The organism is Sphingopyxis sp., assembly GCF_965227415.1.
GTDB lineage: Bacteria > Pseudomonadota > Alphaproteobacteria > Sphingomonadales > Sphingomonadaceae > Sphingopyxis.
Genome location: NZ_OZ245749.1, coordinates 3946396 through 3964357 on the forward strand (window position 1 = coordinate 3946396; position 17962 = coordinate 3964357).

Consider the following 17962-nt stretch of genomic DNA (forward strand, 5'->3'; position numbering starts at 1 on the left):
GTTTGCGCGCCTTATTGCCGCGCGACGCCGCGCGCTGCGCGATCCCGCTTTCGCCAACCCGCCGAAATATTTTCTGTCGTGTGACGCGCGTCACATCCCGGTCAAACTTGGCTGCTTATTGCCGACCTGCGACCCGGAGAAGTTCCCCGACCGGAACTGATCCCCCTTTTCCCGGTTTCGTCCTTCGGGACGGCCGGGAACCTTTTTCCCCTTCGGCGATTTTTTCTTCGCAGCGCTCGCGCTGTGCGGATCTTAATGGCGCGTTGCGGATTCGGTCATCATCCTCTGGTTCGGGTGTGCCGTGGCCAGCGTTGGATGCCGGAACTGGCGCGAAGCCATTTTGCTATGCGATTGGAAATATTTAAGGTAGCAACGTCCCGGCCTGCAGCGACAGGCATCCAATGATCGTAGGGGGTCAAACAGATGATTGATTTCATTATTGCAATCGTGATGGGCGGCGTCATCGGCTGGATTGCCAGCATCGTGATGCGCACTGACGCCCAACAGGGCATTTTCCTGAACATCATCGTTGGTTGTATCGGCTCGATACTCGGCCGCCTGCTGTTCGGCGGCCTCCTCGGCGGTGGCCATTTGCGTGGCGACGCGTTCGACTGGCGGACTTTGGTGACGGCGTTCGTCGGTGCCATTCTTTTGCTCGCCATCGTCAACCTGATCCGGCGCGGCAAGGTCCGCTAATCAGGCTGGCCGACCGGTTCCTCGCGAACCGGACGGCGCGAAATAGGGCGGTCGGCTGGTGCCGGCCGCCCATTTTCATGCGCTAAGCACTGGAAATCGCGCCAAGAGCCTCCTAAGGCCACCCGGCTGGAGGGCAGGGTGGCCGGGGGGCTTTCACCTCTTGCATGCGGTGCTATAATAGGGTAATACACCTTCAAAGGGATTATCCTGCATCTGCGGGCCGGGACGATCGCCGCCGTGCGATCGTCGCCAGGACTTTTGCGGGTGTCAGAGGGGATATGGCGTGAACTACGAGCGGAAAGTGGATTCGATGGACAGCCTGGCGGGGACGCAAAGCTATTACGAAGAGCAGGACAGCCGCCGCAAGCGGACACGGCTGATCATTGCGGTGGGGCTGATCGCGGTGGTGCTTCTCGCCGTCTGGTACGCCTTTGCGCATAGCAAGGCCGATGGCGCCGCCGCTGCTGGAGCCGCAGGCGGCGCGGGCGCGCAGAACATCCCGAACGTGACCGTCGTGGTTCCCGGCCGCGTGGCGGTTCAGACCGCGATCGCCGCCAACGGCACGATCGCCGCGCGGCGCGAAATGCCCGTCGGCATCGCCGGTGAAGGCGGTCAGGTCGTCCGCGTCCTGGTCGAGCCCGGGCAGTGGGTCGGCGCGGGTCAGACGCTCGCGATCATCGACCGCTCGGTCCAGACGCAGCAGGCGACCAGCCTGGCCGCATCGATCAAGGTGTCGCAGGCCGATGCCGATCTTGCGCAGGCCGAACTCGAACGCGCGCAGGCGCTCGTCGGCCGCGGCTTCATCTCGAAAGCCGACATGGATCGCAAGCGCGCGACGCGCGACGCCGCCAACGCGCGCGTTCGCGTCGCACAGGCGCAATATCAGGAAGCCGTCGCACGCAACGGTCGCCTCAACATCGTCGCTCCGGCGGCAGGTCTGGTGCTGACGCGGCAGGTCGAACCCGGCCAGGTCGTCGGCGCAGGCAGCGGCGTGCTGTTCCGCATGGCACGAGGCGGCGAGATGGAAATGCTCGCGCAGCTCTCCGAAGCCGATCTGCAGCGCGTCAACGTCGGTACGACCGCGACGGTCACGCCCGTCGGCACCGACCTGAAGATTGCCGGTCAGGTGTGGCAGGTCTCGCCGATCGTGAACATGGACAGCCGCCAGGGTACGGTCCGTATCGCGGTGCCGTACAGCGCGGCGCTGCGCCCCGGCGGCTTTGCCGATGCGCGCTTGGTCTCGGGCACCGAACAGGCGCCGTTGCTGCCGGAAAGCGCCGTGCAGAGCAGCCCCGAAGGCAGTTTCGTTCTGGTCGTCGACGGCAAGAATGTGATTCAGCGCCGCGCCGTGAAAGTCGGCACGGTGACCGACGGCGGCGTTTCGATCGCTTCCGGCCTGACCGGTAACGAAAAGATCGTCGTGCTTGCGGGCGCCTTCCTCAACGTCGGCGACAAGGTGAAGCCGGTTTTGCAGAAATCGTCGCAATAGACATCGTCGCAGTCACGGGCCGCTTCTTCGGACAGCACGCGCAAAAGGCGTTTGAATCATGAGCTTTCGCAACATTTCCGCCTGGTGCATCCGCAACCCGGTGCCGCCGATCGTCCTGTTCGTCCTGTTGCTGCTGGCGGGCGTCGTCAGCTTCAACCGGATGGACGTGAACGACAATCCGGACATCGAATTCCCGGCGGTGCAGGTCATCGTTGCGCAGCCGGGCGCCGCGCCGACCGAGCTTGAGACGCAGGTCACGCAGCGCATCGAGGCCGCGGTACGCGGCGTCAGCGGCGTTGACGAAATGTCGTCCTATGTCGCCGAAGGCAACAGCCGGACGATGGTGCAGTTCGCGATCGGCACGCCGATCGACCGCGCCTATAACGACGTCAACCAGGCCGTGCAGCAGATCCGCAGCGACCTGCCCGACGGCATCCTCGAACCGCAGGTCGTGCGCGTCGATATTGCCGGCGGCCCGATCACCTATTTCGCGGTCGAGACGAGCGACATGACGCTCGAACAGCTGTCGTGGTTCGTCGACAACACGATCGCGAAAGAACTGCTTTCGATCCCGGGCATGAGCCAGGTGCGCCGGTCGGGCGGCGTCGACCGCGAGATCCGCGTGATCCTCGATCCGTCGCGCATGCAAAGCTATGGCCTGACCGCAAGCCAGGTGAACCAGCAGCTGCGCCAGACCAACGTCAACGCCGCGGGCGGCCGCACCGAAATCGCGGGCTCCGAACAGGCCGTGCGCGTGCTCGGCAACGCCGCCAATGCCTTCGCGCTGGGTGACTCGCGCATCTCGATCGGCAACGGCCGCACGATCCGGCTGTCGGACATCGCCAAGGTGACCGACGGCTATGCCGAACAGCGCAACCTTGCAAAGATCCGCGGGCGCCAGGTGCTGAGCTTTTCGATCGAAAAGGCAAAGGGCGCGTCGGACGTCACGATCCACGACGAGACGATGAAGAAGCTCGAGGAGATCAAGAAGAACAACCCGAAGGTCGACTTCAAGATCCTCTTCACGCGCACCGAATATACCAAGGAACAATATCGCAGCTCGATGGCCGCGATGATCGAGGGCGCGGTGCTCGCCGTGGTCGTCGTCTTCCTGTTCCTGCGCGACTGGCGCGCGACGCTGATCAGCGCGCTCGCGATCCCGCTGTCGGCGATCCCGACCTTCTGGTTCATGGAAATGATGGGCTTTTCGCTGAACGGCCTGTCGTTGCTCGCGCTCAGCCTGGTCGCCGGGGTGCTCGTCGACGATGCGATCGTGGAGATCGAGAATATCGTCAGGCATATGCGGATGGGCAAGACCGCCTATCAGGCGTCGATCGATGCCGCCGACGAAATCGGGCTCGCGGTCGTCGCGACGACGATGTCGATCGTCGCGGTGTTCCTGCCCGTCGCGCTGATGCCCGGCATTTCCGGCCAGTTCTTCATCCAGTTCGGCATGACCGTTGTCTTTGCCGTGCTCGTCAGCCTGGCGGTCGCGCGCATGATCACGCCGATGATCGCCGCCTATTTCCTGTCGGCAGAGGGCGAGCAGGAGCATGCCGCGGGGCCGTGGGTCGACCGGTACGAGCGCATCCTGTCGTGGACGCTCGACAGCAAGAAGCATGGCGCGAAGCGTGCGGGCTATGACCTGACGCCGACGCGGCTGATGTTCCTGATCGTGCCGCTCATCGCCGCCGGCATCGCCGCGGTGATGATGGTCCTGACTTATTTCAAACCGGTCCCGCTGGGGGAGGATGCCCCGAATGCGGCGCTGCATTTCCTGCTGCTGACGCCGCTCTCCATCATTGGCGCTTTTCTGGCCGTCTCGCTTCTGCAGATCATCCTCGGCGCGATCGCTTATGCGATGGGCGTTCGCCAATGGGCGTTCACCCATTGGGCGAAATCGATGGCGCTGCGGGCCTGGGCGCGCTTGTTCGACCATCGCGTCTGGATCGTCGGCATCGGCTTCCTGGCCTTTGCGACGAGCATCGTGCTGTTCATGGTGCTGCCGCAACAGTTCCAGCCGACGATCAACAGCGATTACAGCCAGATCAGCTATGAATTGCCGCCGGGTTCGACGCTCGCGCAGAGCGAGCATATCTCGAACCAGATCAACGACATCCTGGAAGCCAATCCGACGGTCGAAAACGCGTTCTTCGACGTCAACGTCGGCGGCGGCGGCGTCTATATCACGCTGAAGAAGGACCGCGAGCTTTCGAGCGTTGAGTGGGAGCGCAATCTTCAGCCGAAGATGTCGGCGATCCCCGATGCGCGCGTCCATTTCCAGAGCCAGTCGGGCGGCTTTTCGGGCCGCGACATCACCTTCATCATCGGCGGCGACGACCCGGTGGCGCTCGAAAAGCATGCGCGCCTGATCGTGTCGCAGATGGGCAAGGTCAAGGAACTGCGCTCGCCGCGGATCGAGGGCGATATTCCGCGCCCCGAAATCATCGTCAATCCGCGGATGGATCTGGCGGCTGAACTCGGCGTGACCACCGCAGCGCTCAGCCAGACGATCCGCATCGCGACGATCGGCGACATCGACCAGAATGCGGCGAAATTCTCGCTGTCCGACCGGCAGATCCCGATCCGTGTGCTCCTGTCCGAAGATTCGCGCCGCGCGCTCGCGACGATCGAAAATCTGCCGGTGCCGACCTCGCGCGGGACCACCGTGCCGCTGAAGTCGGTGGCTGAAATCGGCTTTGGCGCGGGTCCGACCGAACTGCGCCGTTACAACCAGACGCGGCGCATCGTGATCGGTGCCGATCTGGCGCCGGGGCTCGTCACGGGCAATGCGCAAAAGAAGATCGACGAGCTGCCTGCGGTCAAGGCTATGCCGCAGGGCATCCGCAAGGTCGTGCAGGGCGACGCCAAATGGCAGGCCGAACTGATCAACAACTTCCTGATCGCGGTCGTGTCGGGGCTGATGCTCGTTTTCTCGACCCTGGTGCTGCTCTATCGCCGCTTCCTGTCGCCGCTGGTCAATATGTCCTCGCTGCTGCTGGCGCCGCTCGGCGGCCTGCTCGGCCTGCTGGTCACCGGCATGGAAATCTCGATGCCGGTTTTCATCGGCCTGCTGATGCTGCTCGGCATCGTGGCCAAGAACTCGATCCTGCTCGTCGACTTCGCGATCGAGGAGATGGATCATGGCGTCAGCAAGATGGACGCGCTGCTCGATGCGGGCCGCAAGCGTGCGCAGCCGATCGTCATGACCACGGTCGCGATGGTCGCGGGCATGGTGCCGACGGCGCTGTCGCTCTCGGGTGACGGGGCGTGGCGCGCACCGATGGGCGTCGTCGTGATCGGCGGGTTGATCCTGTCGACGCTGTTGACCCTGCTGATCGTTCCGGCGGGCTTCAGCCTGGCCGACAGCATGGAAAAGCGGCTGGGCCGTTTCTTCTCGAGCAACCTGCTCACCTACCGGAAGGGCGACGATACGAAGCCGCATTCGGCGCCGACGCCCGAACCGGCCGAGTGACATGAGAGCCAACCGGCGCGGTAAGCTGCTGCGCCGGTTGCAACCTTTGCGGCATTTCGCCATTTGGTTCGCATGACCGACCCAGCGCTTTCCCGCCCGATTGGCCTCGCCATTCCGGCCAAGGGTTCCAACATTCGTGTTGTCGCGACCGGATTGCTCGTCGTGATGGCGGCGATCTTTCTGGCCGCCCGATATTTTCAGGACGTCCATCCGGCGGTTGGTTTCGTCCGCGCCTTTGCCGAAGCCGCAATGGTCGGCGGGCTAGCCGACTGGTTCGCGGTCACCGCGCTGTTCCGGCATCCGATGGGAATCCCGATCCCGCACACCGCGATCGTCCCGCGCAACAAGAACCGCATCGGCGACACGCTCGCCCGCTTCCTGCTGACCAATTTCCTGCTGCCGCGCCTGATCGCGCGCAAGATGCAGACGGTCGACGTCGCCGGCGCGGTCGGCAAATTCCTGTCCCAACCGGCCGAAGGCGGCGGGCGGCTGAAGCTAGGCGCGTCGCGGATCATTGCCGACGGGCTCGGCGCGCTCGACCAGCAACGGCTTGGCGGCATGGTCAAATCGGCGATCGCCGACCGCCTGCGCGAACTCGACGTCGCCCCGCTGCTGGGGCAGGCACTGCAAGCGGCGCTCGCCGAAGGGCGGCACCAGCCCTTGCTCGACGCGATGGTCAAATGGGGATCGAAGACGCTCGAACTCAACGAGCATCTGATCCACCAGATGGTCCACGACAACAGCAACGCGATCGTGCGCTTTACCGGGCTCGACGAAAGCATCTCGAACCGCATCGTCGCCGGGCTGTCGCGGCTGCTCAGCGAGATGGCGGTCGATGAAACGCATCCGCTGCGCATCCGGGTCGAGGAAGGCCTCGCCAAGATGGCGCTCGACCTGCAGCACGACCCCGAGGTCAAGGCGAAGGTCGCCAAGGTTCGCGACGAATTGCTCGAAAACAAGGCGGTCAAGCGCTGGCTCGACGGTCTGTGGGAGCAGGGCCGCAGCGCGCTGCTCAAGGCCGCGCGCGATCCCGAAACGATGCTGGCGGGCCGGATCGGCGAGCTGTTCACGCAGTTCGGGGCGATGCTGGGCGAGGATGTCGCGATCAAGCGCACGCTCAACCGCTATGCACGCCGCGCCGTGGTCGGCACGGTCGACAGCTATGGCGAGACTGCGCTGAAGCTGGTGTCCGACACGATCCGCGGCTGGGACGCAAAGACGATCACCGACCGGCTGGAAAATGCGGTCGGCGACGATCTGCAATATATCCGCATCAACGGAACGCTGGTCGGCGGTCTGGTCGGCGTGCTGATCCACACGGTGGATTTGCTGATTTAGCCAACGTCAGTTTCCGGACAATCTCCCACGAAGACACAAGGAGGGTGCGCGACGCGCTGCCGATGCCTGTCGGCGGAGACAATTCTTTCAGTGCCTTCGCTCAATCGCGAACAGCCCGCAGCCCCTCACGAAACGTCGGATAGCGCGGCGTCCATTCGAGCAGCCGCTTCGCCTTGCCATTCGCGACGCGGCGGTTTTCGGCATAGAAAGCGCGCGCGGCGGGCGTCAGCGCGGCTTCCTCGAGCGTCTGAAGCGGGGGCGGGGGGGTGCCCAGCATCGCGCAGCCCCATTCGACGAGCCGGTTCTGGTGGCACGGCTCGTCGTCGGCCAGATTATAGACGCCCGGCGGTCCCCTGAACGACGCGATCACGCCGCCTGCGATGTCGTCGACATGGACGCGGCTGAACAGTTGATCGGGCAGGTCGATCCGGTGTGCGCGGCCTTCGCGGATGCGGTCGAGGATCGAGCGGCCGGGGCCATAGATGCCGGGCAGGCGAAAGACGCGGACGTCGCCGCGCAGCGCCGACCAGGCGGCGTCGGCGGCGTTGCGGTCGGCGCGGCGGCCTTTCACCGCGCCGCTCTCGTCGATCCATGCGCCGCGCGTGTCACCATAGACGCCGGTCGAGGAAAGATATCCGACCCACGCCGCGGGCGCGATGCCGAGCGCTTGCCCGTATCGGGCGAGCACCGGGTCGGCGCCTGCGACCGGCGGTACCGACGACAGGATATGCGTTGCGGTTCGCAGCGCACCGATGATCGCGGCCTCGTCGCCGAACGCCAGGCTGTCGCTCCGTCCGTCCTGCGTCGTCCCCGTCACGTCCCAGCCGCGCGCGCGCAATCGCCCGGCGAGGTGGCTCGCGGCATAGCCCATTCCGAAAATCAGCATATGTCCCATCGCGCGCCTTATTGCGCGCCTCGCGGCGCAAGCCTAGGACAATGCGCAACCATTTTTCCGTTCGTGCTGAGCTTGTCGACGCACCGTTCTTCTTTCGGCGTCGCAGAGGGAAAGAGCGGCCCGTCGACAAGCTCAGGGCAAAGGGTTCCTGTTTGGGGTTTCACACCGCGCATGACCGACGTCTCTTCCACCCCCGCCATCCCCGTCACCATCCATCGCGGCGACTATCGCCCGCCCGAATGGCAGGTGCCCGATATCGCGCTCGATTTCGCGCTGGGCGTCGACGAGACGCGCGTCGCCGCGACCTTGACCGTCGAACGCCATGCCGATGCACCGGCGCCGCTGACCTTGCGCGGCGACGGCCTGACGGCTGCGGCGGTCCGCGTCGATGGCGAAGGCTGGAACGACTGGCGCATGGACGGTCCCGACCTGATCGTCGATCTGGGCGATCGCACGGCGGCGGTGGTCGAGGTCGATACGGTCATCAACCCGGCGGCGAACACGCAGCTGATGGGTCTCTATGCCTCGAACGGCATGCTCTGCACCCAGTGCGAGGCCGAAGGCTTTCGCCGGATCACCTTTCACCCCGACCGTCCCGACGTGCTCAGCCGGTACAAGGTACGGATGGAGGGCGACAAGACAGCGTTCCCGATCCTGCTCTCGAACGGCAATTGTGTTGCAGCGGGCGATGAGGGCAGCAACCATTGGGCGTTGTGGGAAGACCCCTGGCCAAAGCCCAGCTATCTCTTCGCGCTCGTGGCGGGCGACCTTGTCGCCAACCGCGACGAATTCGTCACCATGTCGGGACGCAAGGTCGAACTCGGCATCTGGGTGCGCGACGGCGACGTCGATCGCACCGGCCACGCGATGAAAGCGCTCAAGGACAGCATGGCGTGGGACGAGCGCGTCTATGGCCGCGAATATGACCTCGACCTGTTCAACATCGTCGCGGTCAGCGATTTCAACATGGGGGCGATGGAGAACAAGGGGCTCAACATCTTCAACACCCGCTATATTCTGGCCGACCCCGATACCGCGACCGACCTCGATTACGACGGGGTCGAGGGCGTCGTGGCGCATGAATATTTCCACAACTGGTCGGGCAACCGCGTCACCTGCCGCGACTGGTTCCAGCTCAGCCTGAAAGAGGGCTTCACCGTCTTTCGCGACCAGAGCTTCTCGGCCGACATGGGCTCGCCGCCGGTCAAGCGGATCGAGGATGTCCGCCTGCTCCGCGCCGCGCAATTCCCCGAAGATGCCGGGCCGCTGGCGCATCCGATCCGCCCCGACAGCTATCAGGAAATCTCCAACTTCTATACCGCGACGGTCTATAACAAGGGCGCCGAGATCATCCGCATGATGGCGACGCTGCTCGGCCCCGAACGCTTTCGCAAAGGCACCGACCTGTATTTCGACCGCCACGACGGCGAGGCGGCGACGTGCGAAGACTTCGTCCGCGCGATGGAGGAAGGCGGCGCGATCGACCTCACACTGTTCCGCCGCTGGTACGAGCAGGCGGGCACGCCGCGGCTCAAGCTGTCGCTCATCGACGAGGCGGGGGCATGGTTTCTCGACGTCGCGCAGGTCGTTCCGCCGACCCCCGGCCAGCCCGACAAGCAACCTGCGATGATGCCGCTGCGCCTCGCGGCGTTCGCGACCGACGGCGGGGCATCGCTGCCCGATACGCTGGTGACGCTCACCGCCGCGACGCAGCGGATCGCGCTCGGCAAATTCGCCAGGCGCCCCGCGTTGTCGGTCAACCGCGGCTTCTCGGCGCCGGTGATCGTCGATTTCGAGCGCGCGCCGGGCGAACTCGCCTGGCTGGCCGCGCACGATGACGATCCGTTCGCGCGCTACGAAGCGCTGCAACAGCTGATGCTCGACACGCTGGTTGCGGCGGTGTCGGGCGAGAAGGCCGACCATCAGGCGGTAATCGATGCGGTCGGGCTGACGCTCGCCGGTCGCGCGACCGATCCCGCGTTCGTCGCCGAGGCGATATTGCTGCCGAGCGAGGCTTTCGTCGGCGACCAGATGGTCACCGTCGATCCCGACGCGATCCGCCGCGAGCGGCTCGCGCTGCAAGCAGCGATCGGCCGCGCGCTCGATCGCGATTGGCGCGCGATCCTCGGCGAGGTGCCGCCGCCCGCCGCGATCCTGTCGCGCAAGGCGAAGGGCGGCCGCCGTCTGCGCGGTGTTGCGCTGGCCTATCTTGCCGCCACCGGTATCGACGACGTCGCCGCGCTGGCGTTCCGGATATTCTCCGACGCCGACGGGATGACCGAGCGGCAGGCTGCGCTCGCCACGCTCGCGCATGGCGACAGCGACGAGCGCGTCGCGGCGCTCGACATTTTCTATCAGCGTTATCGCGACAATCCGCTCGTGCTCGACAAATGGTTCCAGGTGCAGGCCTGGTCGATGCGTTCCGACACCGTCGATGCGGTGAAGGAGCTCGCGCAGCATCCCGACTTCACGCTCGCCAATCCGAACCGCGTGCGCTCGCTCTATGGCGCGCTCACCGGCAACCAGGCGGCGTTTCATCAGGCGGACGGCGCGGGTTACCGGCTGATCGCCGACCTCGTCATCGCGCTCGACCCCAAGAACCCGCAAACGTCGGCGAAGATGATCCCGCCGCTCGGCCGCTGGAAACGCTTCGACGACGCGCGCGCTGCGATGATGAAGTCCGAACTGGAACGCATCCTCGCGCAGCCCGGCCTGTCGCGCGACGTCACCGAGCAGGCGAGCAAGAGTTTGCTGGGTTAGCGTCGGCTTGTCGGAAGTGGATTGCCATTCCCTTTCGTCATCCCGGACTTGATCCGGGATCCACGGCGACGGCGCGGTGATGGGTCCCGGATCAAGTCCGGGATGACGATGAAAAGAAGGACCGCTTCGGGTCGCTATCCCCCCAGCCACCCCGTGACATCGACCGCGACCTTGTTCGCGGCGCGGGTCAGCGCTTCGCCGACGGGTTTGGCCTCGACCTTGCCGCCGATCGGCTCGCGGACCTCGAAACGGCGCTGGGTGACGGTCTTGCCGCCAGCCGACACCAGCATAGCCTGAAAGACGACCACTGCCTCGTTCGTGCGTGCGTCGACGCCGAATTCCATCAGCTGCCCGGCAAGCTGCTCGCCCGGTGCGGTCAGATATTGGCCTTCGTCGAGGACGACGCGCGACGTGCGCGCGGCGACGGTTTCGGACACGAGCCGCTGAAACAGCCGCTGCGGCGCCTCGACCCACTGGGCGTCCTTCACATAGGTGACGCTGCTATTGTCCTGCTGCACCGGAATGCGCGTCGTGCGCAGTTTCTGGGGTGCGGTCGGGATCAGGATCGTCAGGGTCGCCGCCTCGGCCGCGGTGCGCGCCGAACCTGCGGGCGGCGCGGCCTCGGGATCGAGCGTGAGCAGAAAGGGCGGGGTCTTGCCGCCAAGCCCGATGCAGCCCGAAAGCGTCACGGCGAGGACGGCGCTTAGCAGCGGTGCGCGGAGTGTTCGCATCATGGACATCCTCATTCCTTGTAATCGGGCAGCTTGCTGCCACCGAGGACCGCGCCGGCGCCCTGCTGGTCGAGCTTGTCGGTCAGGCTCGACAGCGAGGACGAGGTGCGGCGCAGGTCGCGGATCAACGCATTGGCTTCGGGGATTGTCGTCTCGCTGAAGGTCTTGAGCCCCGGCCTTGCGTCCGAGATCGCTTCTTCGAGCGTCTTGATCGAATTGTTCGCGGACTTCAGCGTGTCGCGCAGATTCGCCATCGCCGGATCGACATTGCGGTCGATCGTGCCCTGCGTCGCCGCTGCCAGATTGCCGACCTGTTCGGCGGCGTTCCCTGCCTGCTGAATCGCGATGCGCGTATCGGCGAGCGCCTTTTCGATCGCCGGCCCGTTGCGCGCCAGCGTCGCGGTCGTCGTCTCGACATTGTCGAGGATGTTCGCAAAGCTTTCCTGATTCTTGTCGTCGGCCAGTTCGGCAAGACGTTCGGAGAGCGTCGAGAGGCGTTGCAGCAATTGCGGCGCCGTGTTGAGCAATTCGCCGAGCCCGCCGACGCGCGTCGGGATGACGGGCTTGCCCGCGGGTCCCTTGTCGCCGATCGGCGGCGCGCCCTTGACCGCACCATCGAGCGAAATTTGCGAGACGCCGGTGAAACCGACGCCTTCGAGCGCGGCGGTCGTTCCCTGGAGGATCGGCACGCCTTCGTTGACCTCGATCCGAACGCGCACGAACTGCGGATCGTCGGGCCAGAGCGCGATCTCGCGCACCTGGCCGGCGGGGACGCCCGAAAACTGGACCGCCGAGCCTTTGCTCAGTCCATCGACCGATTGTTTGAAGAAAACGTCATATTCGCGCTTCGTGCCGCCGCTGTCGTTCGCGAGCCACACGATGAAAATCGCGAGCGCCGCGGTGAAGAAGAGGACGAAAGCGCCGACGAGCACATTGTTCGAACGTGTTTCCATCAACTTTTCCTATCCTGCCGCTCGGTGGCGATGTTGCAGCCTGCTGCTGCGCGCCCGCGGGGCCCGTTGAAATATTCCTGTATCCACGGATGCTCGGTGGCAAGCAGTTCCGGTATCGTGCCGATCGCAATCACCGTCTTCTCGGCGAGCACCGCAACGCGGTCGCACGTTGCATAGAGCGAATCGAGGTCGTGGGTAATCAGGAAGACGGTCAGTCCCATCGTGTCGGCCAGCTCGCGGATCAGCTCGTCGAACTTGGCCGCGCCGATCGGGTCGAGCCCGGCGGTCGGCTCGTCGAGAAAGAGCAGCGCGGGGTCGAGCGCGAGCGCGCGCGCCAGCCCGGCGCGCTTGACCATCCCGCCCGACAGCTCGGCGGGATATTTCGGGCCGGCATCGGGGGGCAGGCCGACCATTGCGACCTTATAGGCTGCGATTTCGTCGAGCAGCCGCTGGTCGAGGCGCGGATAATATTCGCGCAGCGGCACCTGGATATTCTCGGCGACGCTGAGCGTCGAAAACAGCGCTCCGCCCTGGAACATGACGCCCCACCGGCGGCGCAGGTCGCGCGATTCCTCTTCGTCGGCAATCGCGTCGATCGTCTTGCCATAAACCTCGATCTCGCCCGCAGCCGGAATTTGCAGCCCGACGATCGATCGCATCAGCACCGACTTGCCCGTGCCCGACCCGCCGACGACGCCCAGGATCTCGCCCGACCGCACGTCGAGATCGAGGTGGTCGTGGATGATCGTGTCGCCGAACTGGTTGACCAGCCCGCGAATGCGGATCGGATACTCGAACTTCTCGGGCCGCACCGCATCGGCGGCGGCCAGCTCTTCCTGGATTTCTGCCTGCACCTCCTCGGTCATCAGTTCCACCCGATCGACGAGAAGAAGACGGCGAAAAAGGCGTCGAGCACGATGACGAGAAAGATCGCGGCGACGACGGCGGAGGTGGTGCGCTTGCCGACTTCCTCGGCATTCTGGCGCACCTGCATGCCCTCGTAGCAACCGGTCACGCCGATCAGGATGCCGAACACCGGCGCCTTGATCAGCATCGCCCAGAAATCGGTCATCGGAATGATGTCGCGGAGCATCTGGACATAGGTGACCGGCGGAATATCGAGCCCGATCCAGCAAAAGACGCCGCCGCCTGCGATCGCGCAGAGGCTGGCGTAAAAGCCCAGCAGCGGCATCAATATCGTTGCCGCGGCCACGCGGGGCAGCACGATCGCCTCCATCGGCGACACGCCGATCGTGCGCATCGCGTCGATTTCCTCGGTCAGCTTCATCGTGCCGATCTGGGCTGCAAAGGCCGATCCGGATCGGCCCGCGACCATGATCGCGGTCATCAACAGGCCCAGCTCGCGGATCGAGGCGCGGCCGACGAGGTTGATCGTGAAGACCTCGAGCCCGAATTGCCGCAGCTGCACCGCGCCCTGCTGCGCGACGACGATGCCGATCAGGAATGTCATCAACCCGATGATGGGCAGGGCATCGACCCCGACCGACTGGAATCGCGTCACGATCGCATGCCAGCGGAGCCGCCGGCGTGCGCGAATCTGGGTGCCGAGGGCCAGGATCATCGCACCGAAGAAATCGATGATGCCGATCAGCTCGCGCCAGACCGCGATGCTCGCCGTGCCAACCTCTCCCAGCATGCGCTCGAGTCCCGATCGCCGGTCGCGATGGACGCGATATTCGCTCTTGTCGTCTTTCAACGCGTGGAGCAGCCGTTCGGCCTCGGGGCTGGCGCCGATGATCTTCGCGCCATGTTCGTTGATCGTGCGCGTGACGATCCATGCGCCGACCGTGTCGATGCGTTCGATCGCCGACAGGTCAACCGATGCAATGGGGCCCAGCTCTTCGAGCCGCGCCGGAACGTCGCCAAGGCGTGCAAGGGTCAGGCGGCCGGTGAAGCGTACATTGGCGCCTTCGGTGCCGTCGCTATGTTCGAAATCCGCTCTGGCCACCATCGTGCGGCGGACATTGTCTTATTTGCCCCATCACGGCAAGCGAATCCCGCCCCTTGGCCGTCGTGCCGCGTAGGCCTATGAACGCGGTCATGGAAACGACGCCAGTCCCGGTCCCGGTCGAATATGCACACCGCGTCGCAATGTACGACATGGACCGGACGATAACGCGATCAGGGACTTACAGCGGATTCCTGATGCATGTTGCCAGGCGGAGGCAGCAATGGCGGTTGCTCCTGCTGCCGCTCGTCGCTCTCGCGGGGCTGGGGTATTCGTTGCGCCTGATCGATCGCTCGACGCTCAAGGCGATCAACCTGCGCCTTCTCGTCGGCAAGCGGTTCAACCGCGGCGAAATCGCGCCGCTCGCCGAAAGCTATGCCGACCAGGTCGTTGCGCGCGGACTGCATGGCGCGGCGCTCGACCAGATCGCCGCCGACCGCGACGCGGGGTACCGGCTGCTGCTCGCGACGGCGTCATTCCATCTCTATGTCGATGCGATCGCGCGGCGGCTCGGGATCGACGACGTCCTGGCGACACGGCTCGACGAGCCCGACGGCGCCGACCATATTCATGCACGGCTTGCCGGCGACAATTGCTATGGCGAGGCGAAATTCGCGCGCATCGCCGACTGGCTCGCGGCGAACGACATCACGCGCGATCAGGCGCATGTCCGGGCCTATTCGGACCATGTCTCCGACCACCCGATGCTCCACTTCGCCGACGAGGCTGTCGCGACGACCCCGTCGCGCAAGCTCAAGCAACTCGCGCCGAAAATGGGCTGGCAGGTCGTCGACTGGCGCGCCCGAAAATAGCGCTGTCCTACAAAATCGGGTCGCGCTAGCGTCGCAAGATGATGCCCGAACCGATCCCGATGGTCGCTTTTGCCATCGCGACCGGCGGCCGCCTTAAAGCCACAAAGGACACAATCCCGACCCGCACGTGCGGGGCTTTTGTGGCTTTAAGACGATCGCAGCCGTCAGACCGCGTCGAGCGCCTGCGCGAAATCGGCGATCAGATCGTCGGGATCTTCGATGCCGATCGACACGCGGACCAGATTGTCGGTGATGCCCAGCGCTTTCTTGCGCTCTTCGGGGACCGACAGATGCGTCATCGCCGCCGGGTGGCTGGCGAGCGTTTCGGTGCCGCCCAGGCTGACGGCGAGCTTCGCGATCTTCAGCGAGTCGAGGAAACGGAAACTCTCTTCCTCGCCGCCCTTGATGAAGAGCGAGAAGGTCGATCCGGCGCCGGTGCAGTGGCGGTCGAAGATGTCCTTCTGGCGCGCATCCTGAATGAAGCCGAGATAGCCGAGGCCGTCGACCTTGGGATGATCGCGAAGATAGGTGCAGACCTTCAGCGCATTCTCGCCCGCGCGGTTCATGCGCAGCTCGAGCGTTTCGAGGCTGCGGAGCAGCATCCATGCGGTGTTGGGATCGCAGATCGTCCCGATCGTGTTGCGCATCGGACGGATGATGTTGAGCAGTCGCTGATCGCCCGACACGCCCCCCGCGACGAGATCCGAATGGCCGCCGGCATATTTGGTCAGGCTATAGACGACGAGTTCGGCGCCCTGTCGGATCGGCTTCTGCCACAACGGCCCCAGGAAGGTGTTGTCGATCGCGATCGCGGGCTTCTGCTCGCCCGGGAACGCCACGTCGCGCGCGCCGCGCACCGCTTCGACATCGACGAGCGCGTTGGTCGGGTTCGCGGGGCTTTCCAGATAGACCAGCGCGACCTTGCCGCCCTTTTCGGCGGCAAGCGCCTTTGCCCGTTCCAGGATCGCATCGATTTCCTCGCGCGTCGCGCCGGCCGGAAAATCGAGGAAGCTGACGCCGAAACGCGAGAGGATGCGGGCGATCAGCGTTTCGGTCGCCGCATAGAGCGGTCCCGAATGAACGATCACGTCATTCTGGCTGACGAGCGCAAGGAGCAGGGTGGCGATCGCCGACATGCCGCTGGAAAAGACAAGGCTGTCGTCGGCGCCGTCCCAGACCGCCAGGCGATCTTCCAGGATTTCCTGGTTCGGGCCGTTGAAGCGCGAATAGACAAGGCCGTCGGCGGGGCCTTCGCGCTTGCCGGTGATATGCTCGAAAAAGCGCTTGCCCGCGGCCGCGCTTTCGAACGCGAAGGTCGAGGTCAGGAAGATCGGCGGCTTCAGCGAGCCTTCGGACAGCACCGGATCATAGCCGAGTCCCATCATCAGCGTCGCGGGGCTGAGTTCCCTGTCGCCGATTTTTTTCGTGTTCGTCTTGGGTTTTCCGCGCATGGCCATGGGGGTGCTCCTTTGAGGGTTACCCCGCCTATAGCAGGACTGGTTTCGTTTGAAACTATATTGCGCGGTCAATCTTCGGTGATCAGGCTGCGCTCTTTGGTCTCCGGAAGCAACAGCGTCGCAACGCCGGCCATGCCGATCACCGCGGCGACATAGAAATAAAAGACCCACTCGACGCCAGCACCCTTCAGGCCGAGCGCGACCATCTCGAGCGTCCCGGCAAAGATCGCATTGCCGATGGCATAGGGCAGGGCGACGCCAAGCCCGCGGATATGCGCGGGAAAAAGCTCGGCCTTCACGAGCGCATTGTTGGCGCTATAGCCCGCCTGCAACGTCAGCGGGATCAGGATCAGCAAGGTCGCGACGACCGGCGAGGTCACGGTCTCGAGCGTCATGAAGGTCGGCACCGCGACGATCGCACCGCCGATCCCGAAGAGCAGCAGCATCGGTTTGCGCCCGAATTTGTCGGCGAGCGACCCGAAGACCGGCTGCATCAGCGTGAACCAGATCAGCGCCGCGGCGATGATATAGGTCGCCGTCGCCTTGTCGAAGCCGACGGTGTTGAACAGATATTTCTGCATATAGCTGGTGTAGGTATAGGCCGCGAGCCCGCCGCCCGCCGACAGCATCCCGACCAGGATGCTCTCGCGGCGATGCTCCTTCCACAGCAGCGTCGCGGTCGAGACCGGCCGGTCGACGGCCTGATTCTCGAAAGACGGAGTCTCCGCCAGATTGCGGCGGAGCAGATAGACGCCGAGCGCGAGCACCGCGCCGATCACGAACGGAACGCGCCAGCCCCAGGCCGTCAGCTCGGCTTCGGTAAGGAACGCCTGCAGTACGACCGCCACGAAAATCGCGCAGAGCTGGCCGCCGATCAGCGTCATATATTGAAAGCTCGCCCAGAAGCCGCGATTTTCCTTGGGCGCCATCTCGGACAGATAGGTCGCGCTGGCGCCATATTCGCCGCCGAGCGACAAGCCCTGGAGCATGCGGGCGATCAGCAATGTGGCCGGGCCGAGCAGCCCCGCGACGGCGTAGGTCGGCGCGACAGCGATCAGCATCGACCCGCTGAACATCAGCGCGACCGACAGCGACAGCCCCGCCTTGCGTCCGCGCGTGTCGGCGAAACGGCCCATGAACCAGGCGCCGATCGGCCGCATCACGAAGCCGACGGCAAAGATCGTTGCGGTGCTCAGAAGCTGCGCGGTCGGATCGGCCTTGGGAAAGAAGACCGGCGCGAAATAGATGGCGAAGGCGGCGTAGGCGAACCAGTCATACCATTCGACCAGATTGCCCGCCGACCCGCCGATGATCGACACAAGCCGTTTGCGCGGTATGGCGAAGGCCTTCATCACATTCCCCCATCTCGTCATCCCGGCGAAGGCCG

13 protein-coding genes are annotated in these 17962 nt (G+C 64.9%); 6 read left to right on the forward strand and 7 right to left on the reverse strand.

The annotated features are described in order from the left end of the window. Positions 1-423 precede the first annotated feature (423 nt). From ACO055_RS19170 to ACO055_RS19185, 4 genes are all read left to right on the forward strand, one after another. Positions 424-696: a GlsB/YeaQ/YmgE family stress response membrane protein gene (locus ACO055_RS19170; RefSeq protein WP_422060439.1), complete on the forward strand. Its 273-nt coding sequence runs from the start codon at positions 424-426 to the stop codon at positions 694-696. Between the two features lie 283 nt (positions 697-979). After that, a complete protein-coding gene (locus ACO055_RS19175) occupies positions 980-2185 on the forward strand; it encodes an efflux RND transporter periplasmic adaptor subunit (RefSeq protein ID WP_422060440.1) in 1206 nt (401 codons plus the stop codon). Positions 2186-2243: 58 nt separating this feature from the next. Beyond that, entirely contained in the window at positions 2244-5660 is a 3417-nt protein-coding gene (locus ACO055_RS19180) for an efflux RND transporter permease subunit (RefSeq protein ID WP_422060441.1), read from the forward strand. Between the two features lie 72 nt (positions 5661-5732). Next, a complete protein-coding gene (locus ACO055_RS19185) occupies positions 5733-6998 on the forward strand; it encodes a DUF445 domain-containing protein (protein WP_422060442.1) in 1266 nt (421 codons plus the stop codon). A gap of 100 nt (positions 6999-7098) precedes the next feature. On the opposite strand, the gene ACO055_RS19190 is transcribed toward ACO055_RS19185, so the two are convergent. After that, the gene (locus tag ACO055_RS19190; protein ID WP_422060443.1) at positions 7099-7893 is read right to left on the reverse strand and encodes an SDR family NAD(P)-dependent oxidoreductase; all 795 of its coding nucleotides are present in this window, start codon (positions 7891-7893) and stop codon (positions 7099-7101) included. A gap of 171 nt (positions 7894-8064) precedes the next feature. On the opposite strand from ACO055_RS19190, the gene pepN reads away from it, so the two are divergent. Further along, positions 8065-10653, forward strand: a complete 2589-nt coding sequence (gene pepN / locus ACO055_RS19195) for an aminopeptidase N (RefSeq protein WP_422060444.1) — start codon at positions 8065-8067, stop codon at positions 10651-10653. Positions 10654-10787: 134 nt separating this feature from the next. Here the strand turns inward: pepN and ACO055_RS19200 are convergent, their stop codons facing one another. From ACO055_RS19200 to ACO055_RS19215, 4 genes are read right to left on the reverse strand one after another with little or no spacing between them, the layout of a single operon-like run. Continuing rightward, positions 10788-11387: an ABC-type transport auxiliary lipoprotein family protein gene (locus ACO055_RS19200; RefSeq protein ID WP_422060445.1), complete on the reverse strand. Its 600-nt coding sequence runs from the start codon at positions 11385-11387 to the stop codon at positions 10788-10790. Positions 11388-11395: 8 nt separating this feature from the next. Next, positions 11396-12337: an MlaD family protein gene (locus ACO055_RS19205; RefSeq protein ID WP_422060446.1), complete on the reverse strand. Its 942-nt coding sequence runs from the start codon at positions 12335-12337 to the stop codon at positions 11396-11398. Then, positions 12337-13203, reverse strand: coding sequence for an ABC transporter ATP-binding protein (locus tag ACO055_RS19210; RefSeq protein ID WP_422060447.1), 867 nt, complete (start codon positions 13201-13203; stop codon positions 12337-12339). The genes ACO055_RS19205 and ACO055_RS19210 overlap by 1 nt, the downstream gene beginning before the upstream one ends. Then, complete coding sequence (locus tag ACO055_RS19215; RefSeq protein WP_422060448.1) at positions 13203-14309, reverse strand: MlaE family ABC transporter permease; 1107 nt, start codon at positions 14307-14309, stop codon at positions 13203-13205. Before ACO055_RS19215 ends, ACO055_RS19210 begins: the two co-directional genes overlap by 1 nt. 89 nt (positions 14310-14398) lie before the next feature. Between ACO055_RS19215 and ACO055_RS19220 the strand changes: the two genes are divergently transcribed. Then, a complete protein-coding gene (locus ACO055_RS19220) occupies positions 14399-15118 on the forward strand; it encodes an HAD family hydrolase (protein ID WP_422060449.1) in 720 nt (239 codons plus the stop codon). A gap of 164 nt (positions 15119-15282) precedes the next feature. On the opposite strand, the gene ACO055_RS19225 is transcribed toward ACO055_RS19220, so the two are convergent. Next, the gene (locus ACO055_RS19225) at positions 15283-16575 is read right to left on the reverse strand and encodes a cystathionine gamma-synthase family protein (protein WP_422060450.1); all 1293 of its coding nucleotides are present in this window, start codon (positions 16573-16575) and stop codon (positions 15283-15285) included. Between the two features lie 68 nt (positions 16576-16643). Beyond that, the gene (locus ACO055_RS19230) at positions 16644-17927 is read right to left on the reverse strand and encodes an MFS transporter (RefSeq protein WP_422060451.1); all 1284 of its coding nucleotides are present in this window, start codon (positions 17925-17927) and stop codon (positions 16644-16646) included. Positions 17928-17962 lie beyond the last annotated feature (35 nt).